The sequence below is a fragment of the Natrinema sp. DC36 genome, from assembly GCF_020405225.1.
Lineage (GTDB): Archaea > Halobacteriota > Halobacteria > Halobacteriales > Natrialbaceae > Natrinema.
The window spans coordinates 1-19,554 of the sequence record NZ_CP084474.1 but is presented as its reverse complement, the minus strand read 5'-3'; the positions used below and the strand labels follow the sequence as shown (position 1 = coordinate 19,554).

Here is a 19,554-nt window from a genome sequence, read left to right as displayed (position 1 = left end):
GCTCCCTGTGGTCGCATCGCTCGTCCCTCGCACGTTCTGCGCGCTGAAGCGCGCATTCATCGCGCGCCACCGCTGGCACGGCGAACTACGGTGCGGCAGCCGCCGTGTCGCCAGTCTCTGGATCGAAGGGGAGGTTGATGACGAGTTCGTCGAACCAGACGACCGGGCGCTTACTCTGGCCGTCTTCCTCGAAGAAGATGATGCCCAGCTGGGCGAGCCGACTGAGTTCCTCGTGGACATTCTTCACGTCCCGATCAACGACCCGTGCAGTCTCGTTGATGCTGGCTGGCTCTTCCCGGCGGATGGCCTCGATGAGATCGAGGACGCGCGGCGTCAGTGTCTCCATGAGGTCGTCGTAGCTGGTAAACGAGAGCATCGGCGTGGAATCCACCGAATTGCCCCGCTCGAGCGCCTCGATACCGTCGGTAACATCATTGTGGAACTCACTGGACGACTTTACGGTCACGACGAGGGTTGATTCGGCCCGAAGCTGTTCGCGCTCCATCGGATGCAGCGGCGGCGTAGTATCGTTCATGGGAATCACCGTGGTGTGATGGCCTCACTTGACCTCGAACTCGGATTTCGGGATCTCGCTCCAGAATCGTTCCCAGAGTTCGACCATCCCGGGGAACGTGATTATATCTGGGTCGGGGTCCGGTGCGACGTGCAGTTCGTGCCCTTTCGTGTCCTCGTGCGAATTGTCGTACCGACGAATCGTCCCATCGTCAAGCGTGCGGGGTGGATCCGGCTCCGTCGCGCCGTAGTGGAGCTTGTAGGCCCACCCAGACGGGTACGCGTCGCGGTCTGTCCGCATGCAAAACACACGGACGACGGTCCCGTTGGAGTACTTCCTCCCTTCGCTCACGCCATCGAGGTCGTCGTCGGTCAGTGAGGCCATCCTCGTCCATTGGTACACCGACCAATACAATAAGACTATTGGTCAGGAGAACAATAGCAGTCGTCCCACTCCCAATACTCATACAATTCCTCTTCACCAGTCCATTCCACCACGTCGTGTCCTTCCCATTCGCCTGTCTTCTCGTATCCTTCTCGGGACCATATCGAAAGATGGTTTCTCGCAGTTTGCCACTACCTTCACCGTAAGAGTCGTCGTTTGGACTCACAGGTAATGGACGATTCAGAAGCCATTCGAGGTTCGTCTTTGCACTCTCGAGATTCGTCGTATAGTCAACGTCCGAGTCCAAGCCTTTCGGATGGCCGAAATGCGAGCCGATCGACTTGAGTGACTTTTCCTCAACCGGAGTATCGAACTGGAAGACATCAGCAGCGTCTTCGCGACTGTAAATCAGGTAGGCGTAGGCTTCTTCCATCTCAGAATCACGCCTAGCACGCCCGATCCACTCGCTTAGTACAGGTGAAGAATAGAGCAGACACAAACCATAGCGCCAATTTGCAGATTACGAAAAGTTCCCAGACTTATAACTAAGTCATCTAACAGCCCGAGATGCAGTATCCATATATCCGGGTTGGGGTAGTGGCCGTCATTCAGCCAGTGCAGGTTGAGACGCGCAGTTCGATTCTCGAACCCGGACCTTTCTTCGGAAACACTCTGTTCGCATCTCTGCTTTGCATCCTACTCCACCAGCGATTGCTCAGTGCTGGAGGATTACTTCATAGCAATTGCCGACCACAGTTCTGACAGTTCTCATATCGGTGGTCTACCTCTGCCTCACAATTGGGACACTTGAACTCAGGATTGAAGACTAAAGAACAGTTACGGACCCGCTGATAAATAGATTCAATCCATTCCATAGTGTCCATTGTTTGTTTGGGAGTTATAGATTTTTTGTTTAGAAGGATAGTATTGACTGCGAAATACGCACATGTAGTGAACGGATAGTTCCCTCCAGATTCGGTGAAAAGAACGCTATGCGGATCGTTCGATGACACTCTCGAACCGGCCTCTGCTGCATTTTTCGGCATTTGATTGAGTGAAAAACCTATCAAACAGATCGCGATATTCTACTTTCACAGTGCGAAGACATACAATTCTCCGTGGAAAGAAGTCAAATGCTGCATCGTTGAATACTCTCGTAATATGGATGACCTCACCGGCTTCCAACGAGACCTCCTGTACGTGATAGCAGGCGCCGACCGCCCATCCGGCCAAGATGTCAAGGAGGAGATAGAGGAGTACTATGAGAGTGAAATCAATCACGGCCGGCTGTACCCAAACCTCGACACGCTTGTCAACAAGGAGTTGGTCGAGAAGGGCGAACTCGACCGACGGACGAACTATTATGCGATCAGCGACACAGGAGAGCAAGCGATCCAAGATAGACGAGAGTGGGAAGATCAGTACGTCGAGTTGTAGTGCATCCATATCCGTTCGTTCGAGAGCGTTGGAAATTCCGACCGTTTTGCCAATGAGAAGGCTTATACTGGCAAAATTAAGTCTACCACTGTATGCCAAGTGAGAGAACGATGACAAATATCGTTACAATAATCGGTCGTGGAGTGCCATCCAACTACGAAATTAGCGTCGATGGTGGTATCGAACCAGTTGAGGCTGACCCGTTCGAGAAATCCACAGTGGTCTCGGAACATGCTGTCGAGGGGACGATCGAAACCGGAGTCCAACGGTTCCGGTTTTCTGGAGAACTGGCGAACGTGCATGTTCTCGATTGGAACGGAACCATTGCATCCGAATCACCGAGCACACCAGAAGTCCACATCGATTACGGCGTCCCCAGCCGGAAGAACAGCTAGACTGGCAACGCGAGCTCGATTCACTAAATCCTATGGAGTTGTATGCAAAAGCGCTTGCTGCTCGAGCGGTGGGCCCATCTACACGGCCTGGTTGTTCCCGGTAGATCCTGTTGCTGTGAGCGCGGCTGCTAATCGCAGCCACGGCCCGACCGACAGATGATTGAGTAATCGCTGGGGATCCGGCGGCCAGAACAGTACGCTGCCTAGTGGGTCGTCGGGATCACTGTATCGCTCTGGCGGAAGGATTGTCTCGAGAAGGGCGTCGGCGGCGTCAAGGAGCGTCTGGTTCTCCTCAAGGACAGTTGGAACAACTGAATCGCGGCGTTCGGAAGTAGTCTGGGACGATAATGCCAGACGATATCCAGTCTCGTCAATACGGATGAAATCGAACGCCTCGAGCCGGTTGCGATAGTTCTGGATGGTCCGTGCTGAGACGCCCGCTCGGTCGGCAAGGTTACGCTGTGACAGGCGGCTTTCGGCTATGAGAAGCGTCTGAGCGATTCGGCCAACTGTCGGTGGAAGATCGGCGAGCAACTGCTTGGGTTCGAGTGTTCCCAACGCGTAGCGGAGTTCGTCCGGCCGGAGCTCTCGGCTCTCGTCTTCGCCGGCGAGTTGCTGGAGTGCTCGAGCAGCAGCGTACGGAGAGCTGGCTACCGCCTGTAGTAGCGAAATGTTGTCTCGAGTCGGTCGGAGGTTCTTGGCCTGCAGGATCCGCGTTGCAGCCATCGCGTAGGCCGTTCGATCGACCGTCAAGAGGGAGACGTAGACAGCGAATTCGGGAGTGTCATCAGCGACCGCTGCTGGCCTCTCGAGTGTGTCCTCAAGATATCGGTGAAAGTCGGTGGACGTCCTCACTGCGAACGACGACAGAGCCGATGAGCGTCCCCAGCTGGTCATCTGCATCAACAGTCGGTGTGAGTGCGGTGCGACGCTTTTCCTCGCGAGACTCGAACAGCTGTCGGTACGAGGCAAACACACCGTATTTCCCTTGAATCGCGGCCGAAATACTGATCGAGGTTGCGAGCTCGTCTAGCGAATCGGTCTCGAGTCCTGACGGGACGCAAAGCTCTCGAACGATATCGATTTCGAGGGCATCGAACAGATGGATGATTCGCTCTCTGTCATCTTCCGATATTGACTCGAACAGCGCTAACTGGTGGCGAGCAATCTCGGTGGGTGGTGTCGAGTGCGTCCGGTCGCCAGCCATATGACAAAATACTCCCGCATACCCCATAGGGTTCCCTATTTTCCAAAATCGGCCGCAGTCTATCGATTTGGGTAAAATGTCCAACACTTCATTTAAGTTCGAAGTTCCCCCCACTTGATCCTCCTACAATCACATGCTCAGTAATTGCATCAGTACCACCCCTCGAACGTATCAAGCATGGCCTGCAGGGCAGCAGCTTACATCTGCCGCTGTTCCGCTACGAGTGGTTTTTCGCGCTCCCGGAGAGGCGAGGGCTCTAAATCGAGTTCACCGAGATGGTGATTTTCCGTGAGTAACCGTTTGGGAAGATCCTGCTGGTAGGCGACGCCGGCGAAGAACTCCTCAGTGACAACGACATCGGTGTAGGGGATGGCAACCGCAAGGGCCATAATATCCTCGAGGTCGTTGGCCTCAATATCACGGTGTCGGTGGAAGTCTCGGCCGAGGATGAGGTCGAGGTGGGTGTAGTAGGTGGGGAACTGGTTGAAGAAGCCGTCGAACCCACTGAAGGCGGTGTCGCGGGCGATGATGGAAATTATGTCGATGTCGATGGGGAACCGTTCTACAGTGTGGATGAGGCCGGGAAGTACGTCGTTTCGGAAGCTTTCGATGATCAGCTGTACGCGGCGTTCCTTGTCGGTGTCGGCGATGTCCTCGGCCCCTGTCGAATGGATTCCAGCGTCTCGACGTACTCTGCGCGTTCCGCTTCGTCACGGAGCTCCGAGATGTTGTCGAAGAAGTCGTCGGACTGAATCATATGCCGGGTTACCTGCTCCGATCGGAGGACTTTGTGGACCTTCCACTCGCCCTCGATGGGGCTGCCATCGCTGGTGATCCGAGGGTGGCCATGAGGTTCAACGAGGCCACGGCTGAAGATCTGATCGGCAGGGTCGATCTTGGGGAGCAGGTCAACGTGCCTGAAGATATACGCCATGATTTCGGTACCGATGGCGTCGAAGTAGTTCCGCATACAGAAGTTGTTGGAGAGGTCGATCATCAACTCGTAGAGCTCCCCGATTGAACGTATCGTCGTGGTGTGCGTCGGTTTCCATGAAGCGGGCGATGGAGTAGGGGCAGATGGCGTCGCCGTCATCGACGGCTTGCCGGACGGTCTCGTATGCGTCGGTGTGCTGGGAGTCGGGATCGTGACGACCGGCGTGGAGCTGGCCCCATATCTTATGGTCGAGGTAGTGATGGTAGTATCGTCTCTGTCGAGCCTGGGCACGGGAGCGGCGAGTGTCTACTCGAACGTTTCCTTGTCGAGATCCTCGAACATACAGATGAGGAACAGTTGGTCGCACGTAGATTTGAGCTATGGGGCCCCGACGCCCTCGACTTGGGAACCGATGGAGTCCGGTGAGTGTCTTCGATACTAGAGTTCCAGTTGCACAGAGGTTTTTAAGGAATCGGCAACAACTGATCTACCAGTGGCGAAGAAGAGAAGCAGTAACCAGCAACTCGAACAAGCTTCTCGAGGAGAACTGCTCTCCCGGTTAAATGAGTTTGTCGTCAATTCGTTAGATAACGATTTTGGGCTCGATTTCCAGATTACGTTGACAGAACAGGGTGAGGATACCCACCAGGAAGTGCAGTCGATTAATTTCTACATACAATTGAAGGCATCCGAAGAGTTCACTGGTGAGCGGGCGACATTCGATCTTGCGACTGACGATCTTGAATTGTATGTGGAAACATCACAGCCGGTTGTACTGGCGCTGTACGACGACGCAGCAGACCAGTTCTACTGGAAGGTGATGCAGGACTACATCTGGGATACATTGGATAACGAGACGCCCAGATGGCGGGAACAGAAGTATAACCGTCTCCACGTCAGCAAGCAGAACACGTTCGAGGATACGGACGCCCTCAAGGACGCCGTTGTCGCCAGCCAGAAGCGGATCATCCGCCGTCAAAATATGGGGCTGGGACTGGGGGAGGGAATCCACTTTTCGTCCGCAGATCTCGGTGAACTCAATCGGGAGATCAGCAGCAGCCTGCTGAGCTTCAAGGGCCATTCCCTGATCAAGTCGCAGGAGCTCATGCAACAGGGGAACACGGAAGAAGCGCGAGAGACGCTGGTCGAGGTCTACAACGCGCCGAAGAAGGACGAGGGGAAGCTGAAAGCCCTTGTCGGCCTCGCCCACACGTACAATTCACTGGAGCCTGAGGAGGCCGTGACCATCATCGAACTCTCTGAGAAGGCCATTAACCTCGCCCAGGATCTGGACATGGACGGCCTCGGATACTATACCAAGATCCACAGGCACCAGTCAGAGCTGTTCATCCTTCTGGAGAAGACCGAGGAGATACTGGTGTCATTGAAGTTCCAGGGTGAGGATACGGATTCGTTCTTCGCGTATTATTTTAATGAGACCCTGATCAAGTTGCTTGAAGAGAAAATCCATATCTTCGGCAAGATCAACAATGCGCTGAATCAGCTGGTTGACGGCGACCACCTCTACGAGTTCATCGTGAGCCTGCCCATCGTGCTTGACTACATGTCTAATCAGATCATGCGTCTCACGCAGCTGCAGATCGTGGACAAGGCTGCGCTGGGCGAGGATAAGCACGATCACCCGCTCGTTGAGCAGTGCGAGCAGATCCTGAATATCGTTGATGATCCAGAGATCCAGATGCTGCTCGGAAAGAGTCTCGGGCGGTACTACTATTTTACGCTGGAACCGGGGAAAGCGAAAAAACACTTCACAACCGGGATCAAGGGGGCGGAGGAACTCGGTGACGAGCATACCGTTGAGTTCTTGCAAGAGCTGCTAGACGATGTCGAGGACCAGCCGGATCCATACGAACGGGAAGAGGTGAGTAAGGAAGAGGTGGAGGAGATGAGCCTGTCGGAATACCAAGAGATGGCAAAGGATATGCTGAAGATACAGGGGATTGACCTTGACGCGGATAGCGAGGATCGCACTGTAGATGCGGTCCGGCTAGGGGTCAAGGATATCGACCAGACGGAGTACTTCCGGCACTGCGAGCACCTGCGGATCCGCCAGCTATCGACGAGCCCGCTCGGCCAGTGGCTCAGCCTCCACACGCTAGGGATGAAAATGGTGTGGTGTAAGCACGGTGGAGCGATAGAGAGTGTGAATCTAGAACTGGCGTTTGATGGGTTTATAGACCAATATTGCGAAGGCTGTGAGCATCACTGTCCACGGCCGGACGATTGGGAGCCCAATCTGTCGTGGTGGGAGGAGCAGACACAAGATCCTCAGCTCGAAGAATTTCTCGACAAGCGTGAAGATCCGTGGGCACAGGATTCTGGATAGACGATGTTTCCTATAGCTTCCTAATTCGGAGAGCATTAGTCGTTGTCTCCGATGTCGGCCCGTACTGCGGATTCTAATAGGTGTCACCGCCTACTTTTAAATCAGAATTCCTCGGAGATCGTTCGCGAGCGTCTCGGACGAATCAGTCGAACGGCACAAGAGATCATCGAAGTCCTCGAAGACTGAGTTCTCGGTTGTTTAACCAACGCTCGATAGGCGATCCCGCTACTCGTTGGTTAAGTTTTTTAGCTCCCGTGAATGGGCGGAGGCGCATTCCACCCTCCACTAAACCATGATAGATCGGTATCTAAAGGCTGTTTTGGCAGAGGCGGAGCGTGTCGCTGAACATCACGACCAGGTCGCTCGATCCACAGACTCCCCTGCACACGAGTATCTCCAGTATGCTGTTCTCCGGATACTCGAAGGCAATTCAGAGGTGATACCCAAGCGACTCCCGCAGGCCGACGACGTGACGGTCGGGTATGGGCAGGACAAATCTATGTTCGACAGCTGGGGTTCCGACGTCGAGTGGTGGGAGACGGTGACACCACGGAAGGAGTGCACGCGGTTTTGGCTGTTCTACCCCGACGAGCACTCAATGGTTCCCCGAGCCATCGTCAACGTGATGGCCGCCCTTGGTGCGTGGAGCATCTGGGAGGGGGATGCTGCCGCCTGTGGTTCCTACGACCATCGTCAGCGTCGTGAAGTCCACTATCTCTGGCCGGAGGGTCATCCAGTCGAAGAGCTTCTGCAGGAGCATCTTCAGCACCCTGACGGCGCTGTCGCGCCAGACGGTGGACAGGCTGGCGATATCCGCGACCGTATGGTCGTTTCTGAGCAGGCGACACAGCAGGATGCTCTCGAGCCACGAACCAGACGCGCTGTCGACGAACCGATGAACGTCTCGCTGCTCGCGAAAGGCGGCCGGTACGAGGTAGCGTCCGTGTCCGGGAACCGCTACACGTCGATATCATCGGCAAGTCGTGTACCTGTCCAGACTGGCAACAACGGACTCCCGAGGGCGGTTGCAAGCATATGCGCCGGGTCGACTACGAGATCAAACAGGGACGAGTTCCAAGACCAGACGGCCGGCTCCCTGCTGAGCTGGACGTTCTTTCTTAACAAACGATTCCGTCAATCCTGGCTGATGTTGGGTGATTCGGACGGAAGAACGTGCCTCGCTCGGACGACGCGTAACTCCTCGAAATCGGCTCGTTATCAGCACTCGATCACTGGTCGATTTCATACTCAGCCGCAAGCTCTTGGAACTCGTCCCACTCGGGGAAGCGATCATCGTCGACATCACCGTGGGTCTCGAGATACTCGAGCAGGACTTCAATTTCGTCTTCAAGTCCGTACTTCGCCGCTCGGTCCCGCAGCGTTTTCTCGTCGACGTCGATGCGGCTGAGCAAGAGAAGACAGTACGATCGGTGGCGAACGCCGTTATCGATCAGCAAGGTGTGACAGCAGAGCTCCGCCGGCGAAAGGTCCTCCATATCCTCAGAGTAAAGGTAATAGCGGTGGCGAGTCAGTAGGAACAGGAGATCGAAGGCCGCGAACAGGGCGAGCCCAGTTTCGTGGAAGTTCTCAACGTCGATCTCCGACTCGGTCTGAGCGAGAAATTCGTCGTGGTCCTCCCAGAGAATCGTCCCGTTCGGCGCGACTGCTTCGAGGCGTTGTCGATGGAGATGGTGAACCAGTTCGCGTGCGAACTCATGTAGTCGGTCGAAGTTGCCGTTGAAGTCGTAGCGGCCGTCATCCGTGCCGACGAGACCGCGGTCGCGGAACCGCTTGAGAACTTGGTTGACCGTATTGCGGTAGTTGCCGCTCAGGTCGGCGATTTCGGCAACGGTTCGCGGCTGGTCGAGATAGTTCAGCACCTCGAGGGCCTTACCGGTCAACAGCTTGGGGAATCAATGTGAGAGTGCTGGCGGACGAGATCTTGGTAAACTTCGACGGCTCGGCTGTCAGAGGGAACAACCCGCTTTCGACGCCCGTCGCGTTCCGTGTACACCAGCCCGTTCTCCCTAAGGTCCATAACGGCACGGGAGAGATAACTCTCGCTGTGGTCGAGTTTTGTCGCGAGGTCAGAGATCGTGTCGCCCCGTTCAACGGTGGCGAGGACCTCAAGTTCGATACGCCGAAGCACGATGTAACATAGTACGAAACTTGTATATAAGGATGTTTCGAGTAGTGTTACAAAATGCGGAAGTGGTTAATCTCGAGTGTCTTAACCAACAAAACTATGGGCCGCTGGTTCTTGTTGGTTAATACGAGGAAACTGCCGATGTCCTACGAGCCACCGACCCCGCCCGCAGGCCTCCCAACCGAATTAGTCGAGACTCTCAACGAGTCTACGCCGGAACAGCTCCGGGAGGTAGCCCGCTACGCTGAGGAGCAAGCCGAACACATAGAACGGAAGACCCGACTTGAGGAGGAATCGGACAAGGACGACGTCGATGATCGCCCCGAAGACCTTCCAGACGACGTCCCTGCAAAGGCGACGATTACGATCAAAGAAATCAACGACAATCGCTACTACTACTGGCAGTGGCGAGACGGAGAAAAAATCCGATCTCAATATAAAGGCCCCGTCAGTCCCGACGAGTAGACGAGATTGAACCAGAGCCGAAGGTTTGTTTTAGCACCATTGGACTCGTAGCAGACAACACCCCTCAGAGTGTGAATGGGATCGGTTTACCGACACCCCTCAGTGTGAATGGTCTACCACCAGGGGTGCCGTGATTGAGAAGCTCTTAACAGCAGAAGCCCCCGCACGGTAGGAGGTTTCTCCACGACGTCCTCATCGAGGACACCGACGACGATTAAAAAATCGTGGGATCCACCCCCCGTTTTCGAGCTGTAAATCGGAGAGGGCGAGGAGACAGCACATCATATGCTATAGAACGTCGTATCTCTAAGGTTACCCACCCCCCGTTTTCGAGTAGTAACGAGACACCCCGACAAATGACACCCCCCGTTTTCGAGCTGTAAGCATCACCCGGGCCGCGAACACCCCCCGTTTTCGAGTAGTAAGTGCGGGGGGAATTTGAGCGAGATTAGTTCTTGCTCTGGAACTGCTTCAGCCGTTCGCGGACAACCGCGCTGATAGTCGCCTCTTCGTGAGCTAGATCTTCGAACCGGGAATCCTCACGAATCGTCTCCATGATCGTTTCCGGATCCTCGGAGAGGGAGAAATACATATGCACCCCTCTGCCTCGCCCCTTGCCTCGACGCTCGAAGTCCAGTACCCCGTACGTACTCTGCTCTGTGACGTGATTTACGAACGTCTCGCGACTGTACTGATCCGAATCCATCGTATCAGCAATGAATTGGTACGTCTTGAACGCAGGTCCAGCAGGTATCCACTCAGGATGTTCTCTTGCGTAGTGGGCAGTGGCCGCCACAGCGTAGATGGAGAGTTTCTTTTGAGTGGATATCCCGCTAATATGGCGTAGTTTGCGATTTTCGGTGTATTTCTCCTGGGCTTCACGGACATCAGTCTCGATAACAGTGTCAGCTCCACGCCGCTCGGCTAATTCGCCAGCCCATCTGAGGAGATCAATTGCTTTCCGTGCATCACCATGGGTTTGGGATCCGAACGCGGCAACAAGCGGAACGACGTCATCTGCGAGTGATTCTGGCTTGAAGGCGTCTCGTCGGTTGTGGAGAATACTACGGAGTTGGTTCGCATCGTAATCATCGAAGAAGATGTCATCAGGATTGTAAGAACTCTGTGCGCGGCTGTTGAGGTCCTTCATGAAATCGGCGTAATTCGTGATAGTCGTGAGTGAGATCGGCCCATCAAAATCGGCGTAATTCGTGATAGTCGTGAGTGAGATCGGCCCATCAAAATCGGCGAGTTTTCGAGCCCGTGAAAGCTGGTAGATGAGAGAATTGTACTCTGCTTCCTGATACGGTCCCTCGAGCATATCGATTTCATCGAGAATGAAGATGACACCGTCATAGTACTCGCGCATCAGTTCGTACAGTCGCTCCAGCTTCTGATCCGTTGAGACTCCGGTTTGGGGAACACCAGGATCAACGCCGAGGTCGTCGCCAGCAGCTTTAACTAACCGATAGACAGCCCGATCTGCAGTCTTCGGCCCCTCGCAGTTGATTGAAATGACCCCGAAGGTCTTGCCTTGGGATTCACACAGTTCGACGATCTGTTTGCAGACTGCATGAATGATGAGCGACTTCCCAGTTCCAGAGGGACCACTCAGAAGCATATCTGGGATGCCTTCGTTCTGGAGCATGGGTTTCAGATTGTCGACGACACGGCCCAGTTGGTCATCACGACCGACGATACGATCCTCGTCGATGATGGTATCTGACCGAACGAGGTCTTTGTTCGCGAAGACCCCCCCAGACGACTCAGTTTGTAGTCGATCCCGGATTGAGATGCCACCACCGTCACCGTTTGTTGCCTCTTGAGAAGAATCGGCGAGTTCCGAGCCATCCTCGAACGTCGACTGTGACGTATCGGGAGAATCTATCTCCTCACCCATCGACTCGGGATTATCAGGAGCAGCAGAGGAGGATTTGCGATCCTTTTCACCTTCTGGATGATTCGAACCCGCTCTACGTCCCTTTCGTCCCATTATGAATCCCCTCGGACTCTGGGTATAAAAATGTGGACCCTTGTGGAGTTGTAACCGGATGAAAACAGGCTATCTAACAACTACAGCCGCGTATTCTCGAAGTGAGCCAGATACCGTCTTCGGCATCTATTACCCACCGTTGTCGAGTTGTAAGGGGTCGCCAGGAATCTCTATCGTCGAACTCCCTCGATGACCCAGAACCCCCCGTTTTCGAGTTGTAAGACTTCAAGGAGCGTTATCACACCTGGTCTGATTCTCCCACCCGCCCCATTTTCGAGTTGTAAGTAACAGTGAGTCGCACTGAATATAGAAGCAAATCTGTATCGTCTGAATTTTGGAATGATGCTTAGGGTGAAACGGTGTATCCCACACCCCCCGTTTTCGAGTAGTAAGAACCAGAATTGTCGCCAAAGGGCAACGCTCGTAGGAGCAGTTCACGAATGAGAGTAATACCGGTTTACAAACATGATGGGTGGTGAAGTTCGTGTGGTGTTCTCGAACATTCTACCCCCTCCCCCCTTTTTCGAGTTGTAAGTCGCCGGGTGCAAACCACTCCAGACGCTATGGAGTGAGAATGGAATTCACAAAATAGGACGTAGAGGCGATGAAACGTGGTGATCTCCGGGATCGGAACCATATACGGGATTAGGAGATTCTCTATACCCAGAGATCTCAATCTTCTAGCTGGGCTAGAAGATTTATTTCTTTTGTCCCCATTACGGGTATGGTTAGATGACGCATGGCATAAACTTTCGCTTTTCTAGTTGCAAGTTAGAGGAATGGATGTTCAGGTCTTCTATCGCGTGTATCTGCCACAATCAGCTGTTTTGCAGCCCCTCTTCCTGTTCACCCCCCTCCCCGTCGTCATGAGTTTACAACTCGAAAAAGGGGGGAGGGGGTTCGTTAGGCCCAGTCCGTGATATCAACTACACGTGTTCCATTGAACTCGCGTCGGATGTCGTTCTAATTCCAGTCAAAAGGAGACAGTATGCTCTCGACAGCTCGGACCAGCTGCGTTTCGTAGTACAATGCGTCGTAGGTGTCGATCTCTTCGTAGGCGAGGACGACGCGGTCCTACGAGCACCAGGTCATCGAGCCGCTGGACCACGAGCAATCGGGGCTCGGTGAGTTCACCTCCGGATAGGTGACGGAGTCCCTCGTCACTGCATCGGCGATGCGGCCGCCGAATCGACGAGCGAGTATTCTCGATCTCGACTCGTTCCCTCCGCCTCGAGGAGGTTATACTGGGTCATCTTGGAGAGGTAGGTTCGGACCGTCCGTTTCGTCCGTGGATCGTCAACCTCAGGTCGTCAACCTCCTTGGTATAGCGCTCGTGTATCTCGCTAGGCCCGACTGGGCCGTGGTCACGAACGATGTTGTAGACGACCCGCTGGTACGGGGTGAGTGAATCGAGGCTCTTCTGCTTGATTTGGGCCCAGGCATCCTCGGCGGCGTCCAGGAGGATGTCGTCGGTGATTCGCTCGCGATTTTCGCGGTCGGCCTTGCCGGCTGCCGTTCGGAGAATACCGATTGCGAGACGGGCGCCGCCGGCGTATTTATCAGCTATCTTATAGACATGGTCGTCGGTGGTGACGTCCTCGTCAAGCCTCCACTTCGCACGAGCAGTCAGAATGTCGTAGAGTTGCTCGTTGTGGTACTTGTCCATCTGGACGTGTTCGCTGGAGCGCAGGCGGCTCACGAGGCGGTCGTCGACGCGGTTGAACAGCTCCTCTTTCTTGTTCGCGATGCATATGACCGCGAATTGTGGCAGGCTATGGAGATTGTAGATGACACTCTGGTCCTCTAGCTGGTCGACCTCGCCCAGAATGACCACGGTTCGAGGGCCGTCGTGCTGCTGGAGGCGGTCGATGAGTTCGTCGTGAGGTGTCGATTGGCGATGGATGTCGATGGTCGCGCCGAGGTCGTCGAGGATCTGATAGAGCGTTCAGAATCGGGTGTAGTTGCGCCAGCAGTTGACGTAAGTGGTCTCGATGTCGAGGACCTCCTCTCGGAGCCGCTCGGTGACGAACTTCGAGATGCAGGTCTTGCCGGCGCCGCTGGGGCCGGTGACGATGGCGGTATCGGCGGGTTCGCTGTTCGTGATGGGATCGAGGACGCTGGAGAGGTGGTTTACCTTGGCGTCGCGATGCTCAACTTCCCGAGGGACGAACCCGGAGCGGAGGACGCGAGCACCGCGAATCATGCGTTACTGACAGACTGTTTTCATCAGGTATTAAAAACGCGACTGGTCATTTCCGGAAAGAAGCTGTCAGCGTTTCTGGGTTTCGTTGGCGACCGTGCGTGGTCGGGTGGTTCTGCCTGTGAAAAACTGGTCGTTTCCGGAAATTTCCAGAACAGGCTCTATTGGACGCTAAAGCGACAGAATCATTACAATGATTCTATAGAACTCTTAGTAGATGGAGATCAGCTCTGTTAGGGTAATACGATATGATTTCTACCGTGACGGACAATATGACCAGGTAGATTCATCTCTGCAAGAGAACTTTGAAACCCGGACAGAAGTTGACACACAAATGCTGGACTTCGGTGGGACGGAAATCGAGACTGAGTCAGTACTCTATACTAATGCGAGTGATCAGATTCAACATGACTCGTTCGAATCAATCCGGACATTCTTAATCACCGATCCCCTGCCGGAGTATTTCTGTCACACGCTTACGATAGGAACGCTTACTTCCACAGAGCAAACAGAAATGGATGTTGGGGACCCGATGGGGAATCGGACTCGACGTGAAAACTGGGTTGATGATCTTGAATCGATTGCTTCTGAGTTCTGCTCTAGTCGAATTCAACCGGATGGTCCTGCTCCTGTTTCGATTTTGGTTGAACCAACACAGGAATCACTTACAGGGGACTTATGGGAGTCATTCAATCCGGAAAATCCTCTTGCGGTATCGGGGATATTTAACGGGAATGGAGGCACTTTGGAGGCGTATGGATTCAAACCCACTGGACAAATTAGCGCCATCGAACCATCATATCTATTGACGTTTGAGGAACACCAAGTGGTTGACTTCCCACTTGCAGTTCTCGTAACTCGTGATCAGAGCCAACCAGATGCAGAGAACTCGATCGAGTATTGGATGAGGTGGATTGGATTTTCTTATACTCGCATCAAGGCTATCACATCATTATTGCTGGTATCACACTGGTTGGAATGGCGGCGGCAAGAAATATCAGATATTGATGACGAACTATACGAGTATAACCTACCCAATTCAAATTCGGGGGACTCGGAACATACACTGCGTGACGAGGAGCAAGACTTAGAACAACTACGGCGGGATTGGGTTGAATCGCAGTCAGCAACCGCTGATGAATTCCACGAAATTGAACAACTCGTTGGACACTATCAGCGCGAGGACAATGCCACTATATTTGATTTCCCCGCCGGACAAGAGACTACCCGCTCATATTGCTATACCTACGTAGGACAGTTGAAAACTGAACTCCAGACTCTATCAGAGACACTAAACCGAGTGGAGACGAAGTTGGAGATGTTTATTTCTGTTGTTCAAGATCGAATCCAGTCAAACGCAACCAAATCGAATCTTCAATTGCAAAGCAAAGTCAAGAACCTGACTATCCTCTTAGCGATAATTGCAATCGTTGAGTTCGGCCTTCGGTTTCTCCCAGATGGATTCTGGCAGACACTGATTCGATTCCTTCAGCTGGTGGTTGAGTTCGCAGCCCAGAGTGCGACCGCTCTATTTGGAGTAATAGCGATCACGGTGGGATTCATCTTGGGATATACTCACGGCTGGTTGCGGCGCTGTATATAGCGAATCACCATTATTTCTTTATTCGTAATACTTTTGAAGAGTCCCAATCCATGTGGTGACAGGACGACCACGACGCATGCATGGATTTGTAGACGGATCGGCGTTCGATTACGGGAGCACGAGTTGGGCCGATTTTGAAGAACTCATCTCCCGCCATATCAATGAAAACCCACGGGACAAAGCGCGGTATAAAACGATTCTCTCGCCGGAGCACCCCATTGAGGTCATTAAGGACGCAGTTGACTATATCCCCAAAGCAGAAGTCACCGTCTCCGAAGAGAAGGATTTCTACAGTGTAGAGGTGAATCGCACGATTAAACGGAGTGATCGCGACATCGAAGGCTCATTCGCACTATTCCAACATGGAGAGTCCCCAATATGGACTGCCGTAACGGGGTATTCCCCGGATTTCTTCGATCGCGGTCTTTGCTGGGTCTTCAACCAGGCCGAACCCGATATCTCTGACTTTTTTGCCGATTCAAGTGAACTCAGACAGATCCTCCGTCAGATTGAACAAGAGTTGTCCACTGAAATACTGGTTAGCAAAGCCGTTGTGTACTCACGGAGTGAGGAAGGAACCATATCCTTCCGAACACGGCCTTACAAGGAGGTGTTCACTGATGGGCAACTTGAAGACGGGTATGTTGATAAGTTGAATTTCAACGTACGGCGTCAGGATAATGAATTCTTCAGTGGGTTCATCAGTCGTGAAGGGGTGACCAAAATCGAAAGTGGGGATCCAGAACTATTCCGCCGGTATCTGCTGGGGGCGTTCGTCGAAACTGTCGCTGATAAAATTGAGGTGCTGTCCCAACGGGACCGTGATGAGACAAACGAAATCAATGAGATTGAGCTTGAGTTCGAATCTGATGTCTTAGCGTCACCTACGGATAATCAGGAGTTGATTGAGGCTCTGAGTAATCTCACCAAAAGCACGATGACCGTTTACCATGATAACCCCTATGCCCATGTCTCTGTGGTAGACTTCGTCGATGGGTCGAACTGTGACATCTACGTCACGGGATCCAAGTCGGTGTCAATTGTTCCAGGGTACAAAGGCTCCGTAAACTCTCTAATGCGAATCGCAAACCAGCTGTCTAAGGACTTTCAAGAAGGCGCACTCACGCTGCGTGATGCACCGGAGTATAGCCTGACGGATTTCGTAGCTTAATATGAGTAGCTCTGAAACCACCTGTGTCGACCGCCGCCATCACACGTTTAGAACGTATAACGATACGGTCGATGTGATCAGCGGATGGGAGACGGTATTCGGAGTGTACGAGTCTTACTTCGATCTGTATTACTTCGACCGGTTCCCGGCGTCGACACCTGATTCGATAGAGTACACCCCCGACTTCACGGTTTACTTTAACGATGACTATGGAGTGACTGCTAAGGTACTCCCGAAGACCTTGCATCTGGACCCGCCCGAGATTGCGGAGTCTCTTCTCGAAATGCTCTCAGAATGTGATTCAGGGTTTGCCATCACACGGGCAGATGGGATGGATGTAGTTCCAACCGATATGGATGTCGTGGTCTTCGTTCCGGACAGCTATTCATCCCAGTTCGGGAATATTCTGGATACCCGGCTCAGTAGCGACGACTTGGACATCAAGAACAACGTCGTACTACTCCGATATGGGATGGACGATGAGCGTGCGCACTACATCTTTCAACGGGAAACCGCGCTTGAGGACGAATTTCGGGAGGACGAACTCCCGGATGAAGAGTCACTAAATGAAACGATCGGCCCTGACGGTGATTATCAGTCGTACAAGCTGGGGACGCGTGAATTCCTTCGTCCGAAGACGAAAAAGCCGATTTACAATGTCTCACCGCCGGAGTCGTACTTGGCGACGTTTCTCTGGATGAAGGAGTTTCCCACCGAATTGGCGAGAGATGACTTCATTGATTGGAAGAAGGGGAAAATCAATAAACAGAAACAGATCTCCGTCGACTGTCAGAGGTTAACTGATAAGCTCAACACCGAACGGATTGTTGATGGGGAACTACGAGTTGAGTGGATTACCCAGACACTGGAGTTCTTATGCACCACGAGGTATGCGGAGGGTGACGACAACTCGTATCATGTGATGTATACGGGGTTGGTTCGTGACATCGACATGTCTGGAGACAAGTCTGAAGAGTACCAGCGAGCCACCGAACTGGCGATGAAGCTCATAAAGCGGTACTGCAGGTACGGGGAGGACACTGATCGAGATGGTCAATCTTCACTCGACGATTTCTAACCAGACAAGAACTACCCAACGGAATCGATCAAGAGCCATTCTGCTATTTTACCGAGTCGATCATTCTAAAATACAAGAATCAATGATTCATTGATCGATGTCTTCCTTTGCCAGTTCGCGAATTTTCTCTTTCGTCTCTTCTTGGTACTCGTTGAACGCCACTTCGAAGATCCCACGGTAGAAGTGCTTGTTCTTCTCGAGCGTGACGTTCTCTCGTTTCAACTGCTTTTTCAGCCGCGTGAATGTGACCTCGATATCCTCGCTTTGCTCCGGTTCAACGTATATCGTGGCCGAGTCCCAGTCCTCCCGAATGTTCAACGGTTCATCATTTGTTTTCGCTGTCTCCTCAGTTGAGGGTTCAGTACCCGTTGTGCCAGCAGCCCTCTGCTGACCGGATTGATCTTCGGTAACGGCCGCAGATACGCGATCTTGTCTCTCTGCTTCCGACGTCGCCTCCATCGTCTCCTCGTCTGTGACCGCGTCCTCCTCTTCCCCTTCGTCTGAAGGATCCTCGAATCGCTCATCCATTCCTCGAGGCATACTTACACCTCCACCTGCGTTTTGTCGAACGCCCGTTCCATGGTTTCTGCAACCTCGAGGAAGATATCGCGCTCTACTTGCTGGTCGTTCGCGTCCTCCCATTCGAAAATATCTCGTCCGTTGTCCCACGCACGCTGGATCGCCACCCGCATTGGGAGTTTGAAAATCGGTGCCATCGACGCGAAGGACTCGTCGAATGCGCTGAGGAACTTTTGCGACTGACCGTCGTCACGATACATATTTGCTAGGAGCCCGACGATAGCAATCTCGAGCTGCTGGTTGTCCTCGATGGACTCCAGTTGGTCCCACAGGTCATCCAGCGCATCCCGTGACGTTGCTTGGGTTTGTGCAGCCAGGAAGACGTTCTGAGCCGCGATGAACGCCGCATCCGTCAGGACTGAGAGGTCGGGAGGGCAATCGACTACGATAAAATCGTAGTTGTATCCGTCGTCAACCATCTCTTCGAGAGCGAGTTTCAGCGTGAGACGAGCATTCGCATCGTCCATCCAATCTCGAGCAAGGCCCATGTCCTTGTGACTGGGAATCAGGTCGAAGTTCAGGTGGTCGTACTCGTCGGCTTCGATCACGATCTCTGAAAGACTAGTATCGTGCGTGCGCGGATTGTCGACGAGTACGTCGAGCAGGTTCTCGTCATCGGTGACTAGTGTGTTGGGGAGGTCGTTCTTCGGGCTTGACGGATCGTTGTCGTCGCCCGGACCCAGTCCAAGCCCTTTCGTCATGTCGGCTTGTGGGTCCATATCAATTGCAAGAATATCGTGGTTGCGAGTGGCCAGTGCCGCGGCACTGTTGATCGTCGCGGTTGTCTTTCCCGTCCCGCCTTTCTGGTTGCCGAAGGCGATCGTAGGGATGCCAGTCGATGGTGTGACGCCCCATCCACGTGGTGATTCGGTCATAGTTCGATCATTGAATCAATGACTCATAAATCCATGTCAGACACTCAGTTGTATCTCTCTCAATACGATTCCGTCGTATATCGGCGTTTGATGGGATGAAGGTTATGATTCTCTCCTTTTCGAGAACTGTCTTTGAATCATTGACTCACAGACTCATTGATTCACAACGTCAGGATTTCACTGATTCATTGATTCAATAATTTCGTGATGCGGGTCTGGTGTTCCT

The 19,554-nt window shown here is 53.2% G+C and carries 16 protein-coding genes and 3 pseudogenes; 8 read left to right on the top strand and 11 right to left on the bottom strand.

Features of this window, described 5'->3' with window-relative positions; translation table 11 throughout:
- Window positions 1-85 precede the first annotated feature (85 nt).
- Window positions 86-535, bottom strand: coding sequence for a hypothetical protein (locus LDH74_RS22695; RefSeq protein WP_226042702.1), 450 nt, complete (start codon window positions 533-535; stop codon window positions 86-88).
- A gap of 24 nt (window positions 536-559) precedes the next feature.
- On the bottom strand, window positions 560-898 hold the full coding sequence (locus tag LDH74_RS22690) for a DUF6516 family protein (RefSeq protein ID WP_226043027.1): 339 nt from the start codon (window positions 896-898) through the stop codon (window positions 560-562).
- Window positions 899-2,059: 1,161 nt separating this feature from the next.
- Between LDH74_RS22690 and LDH74_RS22685 the strand changes: the two genes are divergently transcribed.
- Together LDH74_RS22685 and LDH74_RS22680 are read left to right on the top strand one after the other, a co-directional pair.
- Entirely contained in the window at window positions 2,060-2,335 is a 276-nt protein-coding gene (locus LDH74_RS22685) for a PadR family transcriptional regulator (RefSeq protein WP_226043026.1), read from the top strand.
- A 92-nt stretch (window positions 2,336-2,427) separates the two neighbouring features.
- Window positions 2,428-2,730 carry a hypothetical protein gene (locus LDH74_RS22680; RefSeq protein ID WP_226043025.1) on the top strand — a complete coding sequence of 101 codons (303 nt, stop codon included), beginning with the start codon at window positions 2,428-2,430 and terminating at the stop codon, window positions 2,728-2,730.
- A gap of 78 nt (window positions 2,731-2,808) precedes the next feature.
- On the opposite strand, the gene LDH74_RS22675 is transcribed toward LDH74_RS22680, so the two are convergent.
- The 4 genes from LDH74_RS22675 to LDH74_RS22660 form a co-directional block, all read right to left on the bottom strand.
- Window positions 2,809-3,585, bottom strand: coding sequence for an AsnC family transcriptional regulator (locus LDH74_RS22675; protein WP_226043024.1), 777 nt, complete (start codon window positions 3,583-3,585; stop codon window positions 2,809-2,811).
- Window positions 3,551-4,051: a hypothetical protein gene (locus LDH74_RS22670; protein WP_226043023.1), complete on the bottom strand. Its 501-nt coding sequence runs from the start codon at window positions 4,049-4,051 to the stop codon at window positions 3,551-3,553. Before LDH74_RS22670 ends, LDH74_RS22675 begins: the two co-directional genes overlap by 35 nt.
- A gap of 83 nt (window positions 4,052-4,134) precedes the next feature.
- Entirely contained in the window at window positions 4,135-4,326 is a 192-nt protein-coding gene (locus LDH74_RS22665; protein WP_226043022.1) for a hypothetical protein, read from the bottom strand.
- 224 nt (window positions 4,327-4,550) lie between these two features.
- Window positions 4,551-4,934 carry a hypothetical protein gene (locus LDH74_RS22660; protein WP_226043021.1) on the bottom strand — a complete coding sequence of 128 codons (384 nt, stop codon included), beginning with the start codon at window positions 4,932-4,934 and terminating at the stop codon, window positions 4,551-4,553.
- A gap of 430 nt (window positions 4,935-5,364) precedes the next feature.
- Here LDH74_RS22660 and LDH74_RS22655 point away from each other — a divergent pair, with 430 nt between their 5' ends.
- Both LDH74_RS22655 and LDH74_RS22650 read left to right on the top strand, forming a co-directional pair.
- The gene (locus LDH74_RS22655; protein ID WP_226043020.1) at window positions 5,365-7,218 is read left to right on the top strand and encodes a DUF4365 domain-containing protein; all 1,854 of its coding nucleotides are present in this window, start codon (window positions 5,365-5,367) and stop codon (window positions 7,216-7,218) included.
- Between the two features lie 292 nt (window positions 7,219-7,510).
- Window positions 7,511-8,340, top strand: a pseudogene (locus tag LDH74_RS22650) (hypothetical protein).
- A 107-nt stretch (window positions 8,341-8,447) separates the two neighbouring features.
- On the opposite strand, the pseudogene LDH74_RS22645 reads toward LDH74_RS22650, so the two are convergent.
- A pseudogene (locus LDH74_RS22645) lies at window positions 8,448-9,367 on the bottom strand (winged helix DNA-binding protein).
- A 138-nt stretch (window positions 9,368-9,505) separates the two neighbouring features.
- Between LDH74_RS22645 and LDH74_RS22640 the strand changes: the two are divergent.
- Window positions 9,506-9,829 (top strand): hypothetical protein, encoded by a 324-nt coding sequence (locus tag LDH74_RS22640; RefSeq protein ID WP_226043019.1) that lies wholly within the window; start codon window positions 9,506-9,508, stop codon window positions 9,827-9,829.
- 448 nt (window positions 9,830-10,277) lie between these two features.
- Here LDH74_RS22640 and LDH74_RS22635 read toward each other — a convergent pair whose 3' ends face one another.
- Both LDH74_RS22635 and LDH74_RS22630 read right to left on the bottom strand, forming a co-directional pair.
- On the bottom strand, window positions 10,278-11,729 hold the full coding sequence (locus LDH74_RS22635; protein ID WP_226043151.1) for an AAA family ATPase: 1,452 nt from the start codon (window positions 11,727-11,729) through the stop codon (window positions 10,278-10,280).
- A gap of 1,253 nt (window positions 11,730-12,982) precedes the next feature.
- A pseudogene (locus LDH74_RS22630) lies at window positions 12,983-14,025 on the bottom strand (Cdc6/Cdc18 family protein).
- Between the two features lie 214 nt (window positions 14,026-14,239).
- On the opposite strand from LDH74_RS22630, the gene LDH74_RS22625 reads away from it, so the two are divergent.
- The 3 genes from LDH74_RS22625 (at window position 14,240) to LDH74_RS22615 (ending at window position 17,874) form a co-directional block, all read left to right on the top strand.
- A complete protein-coding gene (locus LDH74_RS22625) occupies window positions 14,240-15,625 on the top strand; it encodes a hypothetical protein (RefSeq protein WP_226043018.1) in 1,386 nt (461 codons plus the stop codon).
- A 76-nt stretch (window positions 15,626-15,701) separates the two neighbouring features.
- Window positions 15,702-16,796 (top strand): hypothetical protein, encoded by a 1,095-nt coding sequence (locus LDH74_RS22620; RefSeq protein WP_226043017.1) that lies wholly within the window; start codon window positions 15,702-15,704, stop codon window positions 16,794-16,796.
- A 1-nt stretch (window position 16,797) separates the two neighbouring features.
- Window positions 16,798-17,874 carry a hypothetical protein gene (locus LDH74_RS22615; protein WP_226043016.1) on the top strand — a complete coding sequence of 359 codons (1,077 nt, stop codon included), beginning with the start codon at window positions 16,798-16,800 and terminating at the stop codon, window positions 17,872-17,874.
- An 87-nt stretch (window positions 17,875-17,961) separates the two neighbouring features.
- Here the strand turns inward: LDH74_RS22615 and LDH74_RS22610 are convergent, their stop codons facing one another.
- Together LDH74_RS22610 and LDH74_RS22605 are read right to left on the bottom strand one after the other, a co-directional pair.
- On the bottom strand, window positions 17,962-18,402 hold the full coding sequence (locus LDH74_RS22610) for a hypothetical protein (RefSeq protein WP_226043168.1): 441 nt from the start codon (window positions 18,400-18,402) through the stop codon (window positions 17,962-17,964).
- A gap of 14 nt (window positions 18,403-18,416) precedes the next feature.
- Window positions 18,417-19,328, bottom strand: coding sequence for a ParA family protein (locus LDH74_RS22605; RefSeq protein ID WP_226043015.1), 912 nt, complete (start codon window positions 19,326-19,328; stop codon window positions 18,417-18,419).
- Between the last annotated feature and the right edge of the window lie 226 nt (window positions 19,329-19,554).